The sequence below is a fragment of the Micromonospora sp. MH33 genome, from assembly GCF_003013775.1.
Classification (GTDB): domain Bacteria; phylum Actinomycetota; class Actinomycetes; order Mycobacteriales; family Micromonosporaceae; genus Micromonospora; species Micromonospora fulviviridis.
In genome coordinates this window covers 1-11,759 of sequence record NZ_MUYZ01000225.1, presented here as the reverse complement: position 1 = coordinate 11,759, position 11,759 = coordinate 1, and the positions used below count along the sequence as shown (strand labels likewise).

The following is an 11,759-nucleotide window of genomic DNA, read 5'->3' as shown; positions in this document are numbered from 1 at the left end:
ACACGGTCGCCGCCGCGCCGGCGGTGGTCGCCCCGCAGGCCGGACGCGCCGCCCCGCAGGCCGGTCCCGCACTCGCCGCCCCGCCGGTCCGGGCCGCCTCGGTCACCACGAGCCCTGCCGTGTACCGGGTGGCGAAGGGCGACTACCTGGGCGAGGTGGCCGACCGCTACCTGGACGACTTCGACCGCTACCGCGAGGTGGCCCGGCTGAACCGACTCGCCGACCCGGACCGGATCCAGCCGGGGCAGCTGCTCAAGCTCCCCGAGGGTGCGGTGGACGCGGGCGCCCGCCGGCACGCCACCGGCCGGCTCGTGGTCACCCCGGCCAGCCCGTCCCGCCCGGCTCCCGGACCGGCCGCGACGCCGGGCGGTGGTGGCGCGTCCTCGACGACGCCGAAGGGCAGGCCCTCCCCGCACCCGCCCGGACAGGACACCACGCCCACTGTGGAGGCGCCCCCCGGGCAGCAGCCGGCGATGTCGGCGGGCGCGTCCCGGGCCACCGTCGAGGACCGGATCAACCGCCCGCTGGCCATCTCGGCGGTGCTGGCGGTGGCGAGCATCGTGGGCGCCCAGATCGGCGCGGTCCTCGGCCTGCGCCGCCGCCCGGTGCCCCGGACGACGGTCCGCGACCTCGTGGTGGGCCGCCACCGCAGGGACTGACCTGGGACGACCCTGGACGGGAACGGCCCCCGGAGGCGCTTCCCGTCCAGGACTTCGCCGGTGGTCAGGGGAGGCGGGCCTCCAGGCGGCCGTTGACCACGCGGGTGGGAAGGACGACCTGGTCGTTGCCCGAGGGGCCGTGGACGACCTCGCCGCCGTTGAGGCGGAAGGTGCTGCCGTGCCAGGGGCAGACCACGCAGGCGTGGCCGTCGATCTCCTGCACCTCGCCCTCACCGAGCGGGCCGCTCTGGTGCGGGCAGCGCTCCAGCATCACCGTGACGTCGTCGCCGTGCCGGTAGAGGATCACCGAGACGTCGTCGATCTCGCGGGTGAGGAGCTGCCGCTGCGGCAGGCTCGACATGTCGCCGAGCGGGTGCCAGCCCTCGCTGACCAGGTGCAGCTCGGAGATGCTCTGGCTGACCTGCGCGCCCTGCTTGTACGCGAGGTGCCCACCGAGGTACGCCCCGGCGCTCGCCGCCGACAACCCCAGGTAGGCCAGCGCCCGGCCCAGGTTGTGCCGCCCGTTCAGCCGGGCCGCCAGCGAGCCGGCGTAGAGGGTCACGCCGATGGTGTTCGCGGCGGCGTGCACGAGGCCGATCCGGCGCTGGTCGCGGGAGAGGGCGGCCCAGTCGTTGAGCCCGGCCACCGCGGCCGGCAGCGCGCTGGCCGTACCGACCCCGACCAGCGCGGTCGCCGCCCGGCGCTGGCCGGGCATCAGGTCCACGACGGCGGCCGAGATCCAGGCGCCGACCGGCACCTGCACCATGGCCGGGTGCAGCGGGTGCCCCAGCCAGACGCCGTGCAGCAGGTCCCGGACCCGCTGGGCGCGCAGGGTGCCCTGGACGGCGCGCTGCAACCGGTCACCGACCCGGTCGAGTCGGGTGTTCTGCTCGATCTTCGTCAATAGTTCGCGCACGTGGTCCGACTTCCCGGCAGGAGGGGTCCCAAACCGGGCGGCGACCATGGATCACCCCATCGGGTGGTTCTCGCCCGCCCGCCAGCGGTCGGCGTGCACGGCGGCGGCCAGCGGCCGGGGCGTACGCCAACCGTGCCGGACCAGATCGGGGACGGTCTGGAGGTGGCTCACCGGGCCCACGCAGAGCCAGGCCACCGGGCGGATGCCGGGCGGGATGCCGAGCAGGTCGGCCAGGAACGGCTCCCGGTAGAAGGAGACCCAGCCGACGCCCAGCCCCTCGGCGGTGGCGGCCAGCCAGAGGTTCTGGATGGCCAGGCAGACCGAGTAGAGGCCGGCGTCGGCGATGGCGTGCCGGCCGAGCACCGCGGGCCCACCCCGCTGCGGGTCGTACGTGACCACGACCGACAGCGTCGACTCCAGCACTCCGTCGATCTTGATGCGGGCGAACCGCTCGGCCGCGGCGCCCTCGAGCGTGGCGGCGAAGGTGTCCCGCTCGACCTGGACGTGCGCGTAAAACCGGCGCCGGGTCTGCGGGTCGCGGACCAGCACGAAGTCCCACGGCTGCGAGTTGCCGACGCTCGGCGCGGCGTGCGCGGCGGTGAGGATCCGGTCCAGGACGTCGTCCGGCACCGGCTCCCCGGTGAACTCGGCGCGCACGTCGCGGCGGCGGTGGATGACGTCGTACAGGTCCACAGGCAGGCTCCCGCTGCACTCGGCCCACGCTCGCGGTGGGCGACTCGGCGGGGCACCTCACATGATCGTTGCCGCCGCCGATGCTACCGGGGGGCGAGCCGTCAGCGTGCCGGTGAGGCGGGCGGGGCCAGCTCGCGCAGCACCTGGCTGAGCTGGTCGATGCGGGACTGGGCCTCGGTGCGCAGCCGCTCGGCGAGCGCGTCCCAGTCCTGAGTGGTGGGTGCCTGCCCCGGTGGCAGCGCCGCGAGTGCCCGGCCGACCTCGGCCAGGGTGAGGCCGACCCGCTGGCACGCCTCGATCATCGCCAGGCGGCACATCACGTCGCCGTGGTAGCGGCGCTGGTTGCCGGCCGTGCGGTCGCTGCTGATCAGGCCCTGCGCCTCGTAGAACCGGATCGCCGACGCGGAGACGCCGCTGCGCCGCGCCACCTGGCCGATGGTCAGGCCCGGCTCGTGCCAGTCGAAGGACGTGTCCTGCTTCACGCCCCGAGTATGCCGGTCGGCGGTTGACCTCAACAAATGTTGAGGTTCTACGTTCGGCTCCATCGAGTTCACGAGAATTCCCTGGAGGCGACGATGATCCTGGTGACCGGCGCGACCGGCAACGTGGGGCGGCGTGTGGTGGAGCGGCTCGTTGCCGCGGGCCACGGCGTACGGGCCGTGACCCGCGACCCGAGCCGCGCGCAGCTGCCGGCGGGGGTGGAGGTGGTGGCCGCTGACCTGGCCGATCCGGAGACCCTGCGCCCGCACCTGGCGGGCGTCGAGGCCGTGTTCCTGATCTGGCCGTTCGTCGAACCGGCTGCGGCGGCACAGCTCGCTCCGCCTGTCGCCGCCGTGCTCGCCGGCGCCGGATCGCCCCGGGTGGTGTACGTGTCGGCCGCCACCGCCGAGGCCGACCCGGACTCGTTCTGGGCCGTGGTGGAGCGCGCCATCACCGCGTCCGGCCTGCCCTGGACGATGCTGCGTCCCACCGGAATCGCCACGAACACGCTCGCCTGGGCCCCGGCGATCCGCGCCGAGGGCGTGGTGCGCTGGCCGTACGGCGCGGCGGCCCGTTCGATGGTCCACGAGGACGACATCGCGGCGGTCGCGGTCGACGCGCTGACCAGCGACCGGCACGACGGGCGGACCTACGTGCTCAGCGGCCCGCAGACGGTCACCCAGGCCGAGCAGGTGCGCCTCATCGGTGCGGCGGTCGGCCGCGACCTGCGCTGGCAGGAGGTGCCCGCCGAGGCGGTACGCCCCATGCTGGCCGTGGCCATGGGCAGCCCGGCGTTCGCGGATGCGGCACTGGCCGGCTGGGCGGCCATGGCGGAGACTCCTGAGCAGGTGACCGGTGACGTGGCGGCGGTACTGGGCCGCCCGGCGCGTACGTTCGCCGACTGGGCCGCCGACCACGCGGCCGACTTCGCCTGAGTCCGCCCGCCGCCACCGCGGCGTGCGTGGCCCGCGGCGCCGCCCTGGCCCGCCGCGCCGAACAGCGGAAGCTGGCGCGGCGGGCGCCGTCGAGGGCATGCTGACCCGATGGGGGTACGCGTCGAGCACGCCGGGCCGGTGACCACGGTGATCCTGGACCGGCCGGAGGCCCGCAACGCCGTCGACGGCCCGACCGCCCGGGCCCTGGCCGACGCCTTCCGCGGCTTCGAGGCCGACCCGGACGCGGCCGTCGCCGTGCTCTGGGGCGCGGGCGGCACGTTCTGCGCCGGCGCCGACCTCAAGGCCATCGGCACGCCGCGCGGCAACCGTGTCGAGCCCGAGGGTGACGGCCCCATGGGCCCGACCCGGATGCGCCTGTCCAAGCCGGTGCTCGCCGCGATCTCCGGGTACGCGGTGGCCGGCGGCCTGGAGTTGGCGCTCTGGTGCGACCTGCGGGTCGCCGAGTCGGACGCGACGCTGGGGGTGTTCTGCCGGCGCTGGGGCGTGCCGCTGATCGACGGCGGGACGGTGCGGCTGCCCCGGCTCATCGGCGAGAGCCGGGCCATGGACCTGATCCTCACCGGCCGCCCGGTCCCCGCCGACGAGGCGTACGCGATGGGTCTGGTGAACCGGCTGGTCGCGCCGGGGACGGCCCGGGCGGAGGCCGAGCGGCTGGCCGCCGAGATTGCCCGGCACCCGCAGACCTGCCTCCGCAACGACCGGGCGGCGGTGCTCGCCAACGGCGGCCTGCCCGAGCCGGAGGCGATGGCGACCGAGCTGGCCTTCGGGATGGAGTCCCTGGTCACCGACGGGATGCACGGCGCGAACCGGTTCACCGCCGGTGCCGGCCGGCACGGACGGGTCGACCGCTAGGGCCTGGATAGGGCTACCAGAGTCGCTACTTCAGGTTGCGCAGGGCGTCCTCGATGGCGCGGTGGAAGGTCGGGTACGCGTAGATCATGTGCCGGAGCTGGCTGACCGGGACGGCCGCGTGCACCGCCACGACCAGCGCGGAGAGCACCTCGCCGCCGGCCGGGCCGACCGAGGTGGCGCCGATCAGCACGCCCTGGTCGGCGTCGGCGACCAGTTTGATGAAGCCCGCGTTGCCGGCCTTGTGGATCCAGCCGCGGGTCGACGCGGTCAGGTCGGCGTACCCGGTCTGGACGTTGATGCCCCGCTCGCGCGCCTGCTGCTCGGTGAGGCCGACCGCGCCCACCTCGGGATCGGTGAAGGTGACCCGGGGCAGCGCCCGGTAGTCGGCGACCGGGACGCTGCCCGGCGCGGCGGCCGACCCGCCCGCGCTCATCGCCCCGCCGACCGCGCTGACCACGCCGGCCGCGCCGCCGACCACGCTCGCGGTGCCGCTGGCGTCCGGCCCGCCCCTGGCACGCCGCATGTGGTCGAGCACGTCGGCGACGACGATGCCCGCCTGGTACATGGCGATGTGCGTGAACGCGCCCTCGCCGGTGAGGTCGCCGACCGCCCAGATCCCCTCGGCGGCGTGCATCCGCTCGTTGACCGGCAGGTAGCGCTGCGTGCAGTCGATGCCGACCGAGTCCAGGCCCAGCTCCTCCAGGTGGGCCTTGCGGCCGGTCACCACGAGCAGCTTCTCGCCGCTGAACGCGGCGCCGTCGGCGTGGACGGTGAAGGCGCTGCCGTCGTGGCTGACCCGCCCGGCCCGGACCCCGGTGTGGATCTCGACCCCGTCGGCCCGCAGCGCCCCGGCGGCGACCTTCGACGCCTCCGGCTCCTCGAGGGCGAGCACCCGGTCGGCCGCCTCGACCACGGTCACCCGGACACCGAACCGGGCGAAGACCTGGGCCAGTTCCAGCCCGATGGCGCCGCCCCCCAGCACCAGCAGCGACTCCGGCAGCTCCTCGACCTCGATGGCCTGGTGGTTGGTCCAGTACGGGGTGTCGGCCAGCCCGTCGATCGGCGGGACCGAGGGGCGGGTGCCGGTGCCGAGGACGACCCCGTAGCGGGCCTCGAACACCTGGTCGCCGACGCGCACCCGGTTCGGGCCGTCGAGCCGACCGCTGCCCCGGACGAACCGGCCGCCCTTTCCCGTGAACCGCTCCACGGCGACCTTGTCGTCCCAGGTGTCGGTAGCCTCCTCGCGGATCCGCCGGGCGACCGGCGCCCAGTCGGGCCGCACCTCGGCCCTGCCGGCCAGCTCGTTGACCCGGCGCGCCTCGGCCAGCGCGTTCGCCGCCCGGATCATCATCTTGCTCGGGATGCAGCCCCAGTAGGGGCACTCCCCGCCGACCAGGTCCCGCTCGATCCCGACCACGGTGAGGCCGGCCTCGGCGAGCCGCCCGGCCACCTCCTCGCCGCCGACCCCGAGCCCGACCACGACCACGTCCACCAGTTCCGGCTCCGCCATCCCACCAGCATTCCGCACCGCCGGGCCGCCGGCCACCGCGGCGGGCCGAAATTCCCGCGCCGGCAACCAGCCCGACCGCCTACCGTGGCCGGATGCAGGCACGCCTCGCCCCGGTCCGGGACTGCTTCCACGACCTCTTCGCCACCGGCCGGGAGACCGGGGCGGCGCTGGCCGTCTGGCACGACGGCACGCCCGTGGTCGACCTGGTCGGCGGCACCCGCGCCGCCGTCCCACCCGGTGCGGCCGTCCCGGCTCTCGGGGCGGAGACGCCGTGGCGGCCGGACACGCTGGTCGACGTCTACTCGGTGGGCAAGCCGGTGGTCGCGCTCTGCCTCCTGCTGCTGGTCGACCGCGGCCGGGTCGACCTCGACGCGCCCGTGTCGGCGTACTGGCCGGAGTTCCGGGCCCCGGCCACCGTACGGCAGGTGCTCGACCACACCGCCGGGCTGCCCGCGTTCCCGGTGCCCCGGCCCGCCGCGGCGATCCCCGACTGGGGGTTGCTCTGCGCCGACCTGGCCGCCGCCGAACCCGAGTGGACGCCGGGCAGCGTCGCGGGCGAGCACGCCTGGACGTACGGGCACCTGGTCGGCGAGCTGGTCCGCCGGGTGGACGGGCGGCCGGTGGGGCGGTTCCTGGCCGAGGAGATCGCCGGACCGTGGCGCCTCGACCTGGCCTTCGGGCTGGGCGCGGCCGACCAGCGGCGCTGCGCCGACCTGTCGTACGCCGATCCGGACTGGCCGGTCCGGATGCTGGGCGAGCCGGGGTCGCTGCGCGCCCGGGCGTTGGGAAACCCGGCCGGTGGGCTGGACCTCGCGGTGGTGAACAGCCGACTCTGGCGGGCCGCCGAGTTCCCGGCGGTGAACCTGCACGCCACCGCGTCCGCCCTGGCCCGGCTCTACGCGGGCCTGCTCGCCGGCGGCACCCTCGACGGGGTACGGCTGTGCGGCCCCGACCTGGTCGCCGAGGCGACCCGGGTGCAGTACGACGGGCCGGACCTGGTGCTGGACCGGCGGGCGTCCTGGACGTTGGGCATGCAGTGGGAGCCGGACGGGAGCTGGGGCATGGGCGGGATCGGCGGCAGCAGCGCCTGGGCCGATCCGGAGCGCGGCTACACCTTCGCGTACGCGACCGCCCGGCTGGCCGACCACGACCGGGTGGAGGAGCTGGTCGAGGCGCTGCACTCCTGCCTCTGACGGGAAGCGGGGATCACGCGACCAGGGCCGGCCGGAGGGCGGGGCCGGGGATCCGCACCGGCGCGCCGGCGGGGGTGAGAAGCGCCCGCGCGGCCACCGCCATCCGCCGCCGCCGGGGTACGAGGGCCCGGCGGGTGAACACGTCGAAGTCCTGGGCGGCCACCTCGTCGAGGATCCCGCCGTAGAGCGCGTACGCGGTGCGCATGCAGGCCTGCGAGGCGGGGGCGAGCAGCGGGATGCCGGGCGCGGCGGCTTCGTAGTGGGCCTGGGCGCGGGTCACCTCGTACTCGATCAGCTCGCGCAGCCGTGGCGTGCTGCGGCCGGCGGCCCGGGCGGCGAGCAGGTCCTCCCGGGTGACGTCGAACCTGGCGAGGTCCTCGTCCGGCAGGTAGGTCCGCCCCCGGTCCAGGTCCTCGACCACGTCCCGGATGAAGTTGGTGAGCTGGAAGGCGAAGCCGAGCTGGCGGGCGGGCTCCCGGGCGGCGGCGGGATCGGAGCTGCCCAGGATCGGCAGCATCATGGTGCCGATGACCGCGGCCGAGCCCTCCATGTAGTCGAGCAGGTCGCCGTACGTCGGGTACGACCTGACGGTCAGGTCCATGGCCATGCTGCGCAGGAACGACGCGAAGTCGCCGCGGTCCAGGTCGAAGACGGCGATGGTGTGCAGCACGGCGGGGAGCAGCGGGTCGTCGACCGGCTCGCCGTGCAGGCCGGCGACGAAGCGGGCCGCCCACTCCTCCAGCCGGGCGGCGCGCTCGGCCGGCGGCAGTTCCTCGGTGCGGTCGACGATCTCGTCGGCGTAGCGGGTGAAGCCGTACAGGGCGTGCACGTGCCGTCGTTTCCAGGCGGGGAGCAACCGGGTGGCGAGATAGTAGGTACGGCCGTGACGCCGGTGCAGCTCGCGGCAACGCTCATAGGCAGCGGTGAGATCGGTGTCCACCGGCCCTCCTCGAATCCGACGCAGCAATCGACGCAACCCGTAACTCTAGGGTACGCTCGCCCGCATGGCCAACGACGCAGTTGCGGGCAGTTCGCTCCGGGTGGTCGCGCCGACTCAGCCCGGAACGTCGGACGATCCGGTCCGCGGCGTACTGGCCGCGTTCACGAACGACCTGGTGAACGGGGTGGACGAGACTCTGGCGGCGTTCCTGGCCACCGAGGTCGACTCGCTCGCCGAGATCGACGCGGCGATGGGTGGGTTCGCCGCTACCGCTCGCGACTGCGTGCTGGCCGGCGGCAAGCGGGTCCGGCCGACCTTCGCGTACTGGGGCTGGCGCGGGCTGGCCGGCGGTGACGCGCCACTGCCCTCGGTGCTGCCGGCGCTCGCCGCGCTGGAACTGCTGCACACCTTCGCGCTGGTGCACGACGACGTGATGGACGCCTCCGACACCCGGCGCGGCCGGCCGACCGCGCACCGGGCCGCCGCCGCCCGGCACCGGGCGGCCGGGCACACCGGCGACCCCGAACGGTACGGCGAGGCGGTCGCCGTGCTCATCGGCGACCTCTGCCTGGTCTGGGCCGACCGGCTGATGGCGCACGCGACCGTGTCGCCGGCCCGGATGCTCGACGTGCGCCGCTGCTACGACCAGATGCGGGTGGAGACCGTCGCCGGGCAGTTCCTCGACGTGCTCGGCGAGCACGACGCTGCGCACTGGTCGGTGGACCGGGCGCTGCGGGTGGCCCGCTACAAGACGGCCGGCTACACCGTCCAGCGACCACTGCTCTTCGGCGCCGCCCTGGCCGGGGCCGAGGCGGACACCCCGCTGATCGCCGCGTACACCCGCTACGGGCTGGCCGTCGGCGAGGCGTTCCAGCTCCGGGACGACCTGCTGGGGGTCTACGGCGACCCGGCCACCACCGGCAAGCCGGCCGGTGACGACCTGCGAACCGGCAAGCCCACCGTGCTGCTGACCCTGGCCCGGCAGTTGGCCGACCCGGCCCAGCGCCGCGCCCTGGAACGGGCCGGCACGGTCACCGGGGCGCGCGAGGTCGCGCGCCTGGCGGACCTGGTCCGGGAGACCGGGGCGGTGGCCCGGGTCGAGCGGATGATCGCCGACCGGGTGACCGAGGCGCAGGCGGCGCTCGACACCGCGCCGATCGACGGCACCGCGCGGACCGCGCTGACGGGCCTCGCCACCGCCGCCACCACACGGCGGGCATGATGGGCAACTTCGCGAACGCAAGGGGGCTGGGATGCGCACCGTGAGCGGGCGTACCGACCGGGTGGTGGTCGTCGGCGCCGGGCTGGGCGGGCTGGCCTGCGCGCTGCACCTGGCCGGCAGCGGCCGGCAGGTGACCGTGCTGGAACGCGAGCCGGTGCCGGGCGGGCGCGCCGGCCGGCTCGGCGTCGACGGATACGAGTTCGACACCGGACCGACCGTGCTCACCATGCCCGACCTGATCGCCGAGGCGCTCGGCGCGGTGGGCGAGGAGCTGAGCGACTGGCTGGACCTGACCCCGCTCGACCCGGCCTACCGGGCGTACTACCCGGACGGGTCGACGCTCGACGTCATCACCGACACCACCCGGATGGCCGCCGAGATCGCCCGGGTCTGCGGGCCCCGCGAGGCGGACGGCTACCTGCGCTTCGTCGACTACGCGCGCGACCTGTGGCGCTGGGAGCGGGCGGACTTCATCGAGCGCAACCTGGACGCGCCGACCGACCTGCTCACCGGCAACCTGCTCAGGCTGCTCGCCAACGGCGCCTTCCGGCGACTCCAGACGAAGATCAACCAGTTCTTCCGGGATCCGCGTACCCAGCGGATCTTCTCCTTCCAGGCCATGTACGCCGGCCTCGCCCCGCACGACGCGCTGGCCATCTACGCGGTCATCGCGTACCTCGACTCGGTTGCCGGGGTGCGCTTCCCGCGCGGCGGCATCCACGCGGTCTCCCGCGGGATGGCCGGCGCGGCGGAGAAGCACGGCGTGCAGATCCGGTACGGCACCACGGTGACCCGGGTGGAGACCGCGCACGGCCGGGCCACCGGCGTGGTCACCGCCGACGGCGAGTTCGTCCCGGCGGACGTCGTGGTGCTCAACCCCGACCTGCCGGTCGCCTACCGGGACCTGCTGTCGGAGAGCCGGCAGCGCAAGCTCACCTACTCGCCCTCCTGCGTGGTGCTGCACGTCGGTTCGACGCAGGGCTACGGCAGGATCGCCCATCACAACATCCACTTCGGGCGGTCCTGGAGGGGCACGTTCGACGAGGTGATCCGGCGCGGCGAGCTGATGACCGACCCGTCGCTGCTGGTGACGAACCCGAGCCGGACCGACCCGTCGGTGGCCCCGGCCGGGCGGCACACCTACTACGTGCTCGCCCCGGTGCCCAACCTCCACCGGGCGCCCTTCGACTGGCCGGGTAACCTGACCCGCCGCTACACCGACCAGCTCGTGGCGACCCTAGAGGAGCGGGGCTACGTCGGTTTCGGCGACGGCATCGAGGTGCTGCGCGCGGTGACGCCGGCCGACTGGGCGGCTCAGGGCATGGCCGCCGGCACCCCCTTCGCCGCCGCGCACAGCCTCTTCCAGACCGGCCCGTTCCGCCCCTCGAACCTGCACCGGACGCTCGGCAACCTGGTCTTCGTCGGCTCCGGCACCCAACCCGGGGTGGGCGTGCCGATGGTCCTGATCAGCGGCAAGCTCGCCGCCTCGCGGATCACCGGCGGTGTCCGGTGAGCGCGGCGGAGCGGAGCCCCGCAATCGCGAACGAGAGGTTGGCACGGTGACAGCCCGAGAGAAGCACCTGGTCGAGCTGGTCGACGACGGCGGGCACGTGCTCGGCGAGACCACGGTGGCCGCCGCGCACCAGCCGCCCGGACGGCTGCACCGGGCTTTCTCGGTGCTGCTGGTGGACCCGGAGGGGCGGACCCTGCTCCAGCAGCGGGCCGCCGTCAAGACCCGCTTCCCGCTGCGCTGGGCCAACGCATGCTGTGGCCACCCGCTGCCCGGCCAGTCGCTGGTCGAGGCCGCCAACCGCCGGCTCGCCGAGGAGCTCGGCGTCGAGCCGGTCGACCTCACCGAGGTCGGGGTCTACGTCTACTACGCCGAGGACCCGGCCACCGGTCGGGTCGAATTCGAGTACGACCACGTGCTGCGCGCCGACGTGCCGGCCGACCTGCCCATCCGGCCCGATCCGGACGAGGTCGCCACCCTGCGCTGGGTCGACCCGCGCGAACTGGAACACGAGCTGGACGCCGACCCCCGCGCGTACGCGCCCTGGCTCGGCGGGGTGGTGAACCGGCTGCTGCGGCCGGCCCGTCCCGCCGGCGACGCGGCCCGGGCGGGCGCGCCGGCCGACGAGGTACCGGAGCGGTCGGGTGGCGGATGAGGCGCTGAGCGCGGGGGCCGTCGCGCGCCGGCTGGGGGTGGCGGTCACCACGCTGCGCACCTGGCACCAGCGCTACGGCCTCGGTCCCGGTGAGCACGTGCCGGGGCACCACCGGCGCTACACGCCGGCCGACCTCGCGCGCCTGGAGATCATGCGGCGGCTCACCGCGGAGG

Annotated in this window: 13 protein-coding genes; 8 read left to right on the top strand and 5 right to left on the bottom strand. The window is 75.0% G+C overall.

Annotation, left to right across the window (positions count from 1 at the left end; translation table 11 throughout):
- On the top strand, window positions 1–659 hold a 659-nt coding region (locus B0E53_RS26525), incomplete at its 5' end, for a LysM domain-containing protein (RefSeq protein ID WP_146167774.1).
- Between the two features lie 64 nt (window positions 660–723).
- On the opposite strand, the gene B0E53_RS26520 is transcribed toward B0E53_RS26525, so the two are convergent.
- The 3 genes from B0E53_RS26520 to soxR form a co-directional block, all read right to left on the bottom strand.
- Entirely contained in the window at window positions 724–1,575 is an 852-nt protein-coding gene (locus B0E53_RS26520) for a Rieske 2Fe-2S domain-containing protein (protein ID WP_107078526.1), read from the bottom strand.
- Between the two features lie 51 nt (window positions 1,576–1,626).
- Window positions 1,627–2,268, bottom strand: coding sequence for a 5,6-dimethylbenzimidazole synthase (gene bluB / locus B0E53_RS26515; RefSeq protein ID WP_107078525.1), 642 nt, complete (start codon window positions 2,266–2,268; stop codon window positions 1,627–1,629).
- 101 nt (window positions 2,269–2,369) lie between these two features.
- Entirely contained in the window at window positions 2,370–2,750 is a 381-nt protein-coding gene (gene soxR / locus B0E53_RS26510; protein WP_168215411.1) for a redox-sensitive transcriptional activator SoxR, read from the bottom strand.
- 93 nt (window positions 2,751–2,843) lie between these two features.
- Between soxR and B0E53_RS26505 the strand changes: the two genes are divergently transcribed.
- On the top strand, window positions 2,844–3,683 hold the full coding sequence (locus tag B0E53_RS26505; protein WP_107078523.1) for an NAD(P)H-binding protein: 840 nt from the start codon (window positions 2,844–2,846) through the stop codon (window positions 3,681–3,683).
- Window positions 3,684–3,791: 108 nt separating this feature from the next.
- Entirely contained in the window at window positions 3,792–4,556 is a 765-nt protein-coding gene (locus tag B0E53_RS26500) for a crotonase/enoyl-CoA hydratase family protein (RefSeq protein WP_107078522.1), read from the top strand.
- Between the two features lie 25 nt (window positions 4,557–4,581).
- Here B0E53_RS26500 and B0E53_RS26495 read toward each other — a convergent pair whose 3' ends face one another.
- Window positions 4,582–6,066, bottom strand: a complete 1,485-nt coding sequence (locus tag B0E53_RS26495) for an NAD(P)/FAD-dependent oxidoreductase (protein WP_107078521.1) — start codon at window positions 6,064–6,066, stop codon at window positions 4,582–4,584.
- Window positions 6,067–6,158: 92 nt separating this feature from the next.
- On the opposite strand from B0E53_RS26495, the gene B0E53_RS26490 reads away from it, so the two are divergent.
- Window positions 6,159–7,259 carry a serine hydrolase domain-containing protein gene (locus B0E53_RS26490; protein ID WP_107078520.1) on the top strand — a complete coding sequence of 367 codons (1,101 nt, stop codon included), beginning with the start codon at window positions 6,159–6,161 and terminating at the stop codon, window positions 7,257–7,259.
- Window positions 7,260–7,272: 13 nt separating this feature from the next.
- On the opposite strand, the gene B0E53_RS26485 is transcribed toward B0E53_RS26490, so the two are convergent.
- Window positions 7,273–8,199, bottom strand: a complete 927-nt coding sequence (locus tag B0E53_RS26485) for a phytoene/squalene synthase family protein (protein WP_107078519.1) — start codon at window positions 8,197–8,199, stop codon at window positions 7,273–7,275.
- Between the two features lie 64 nt (window positions 8,200–8,263).
- Between B0E53_RS26485 and B0E53_RS26480 the strand changes: the two genes are divergently transcribed.
- From B0E53_RS26480 to B0E53_RS26465, 4 genes are all read left to right on the top strand, one after another.
- Complete coding sequence (locus tag B0E53_RS26480) at window positions 8,264–9,421, top strand: polyprenyl synthetase family protein (RefSeq protein ID WP_107078518.1); 1,158 nt, start codon at window positions 8,264–8,266, stop codon at window positions 9,419–9,421.
- A gap of 31 nt (window positions 9,422–9,452) precedes the next feature.
- On the top strand, window positions 9,453–10,934 hold the full coding sequence (gene crtI / locus B0E53_RS26475) for a phytoene desaturase family protein (RefSeq protein ID WP_107078517.1): 1,482 nt from the start codon (window positions 9,453–9,455) through the stop codon (window positions 10,932–10,934).
- 46 nt (window positions 10,935–10,980) lie between these two features.
- The gene (gene idi, locus B0E53_RS26470) at window positions 10,981–11,586 is read left to right on the top strand and encodes an isopentenyl-diphosphate Delta-isomerase (RefSeq protein ID WP_107078516.1); all 606 of its coding nucleotides are present in this window, start codon (window positions 10,981–10,983) and stop codon (window positions 11,584–11,586) included.
- Window positions 11,576–11,759 (top strand): MerR family transcriptional regulator (locus B0E53_RS26465; RefSeq protein ID WP_146167772.1); only part of this gene is annotated, 184 nt, incomplete at its 3' end. The genes idi and B0E53_RS26465, both read left to right, overlap by 11 nt.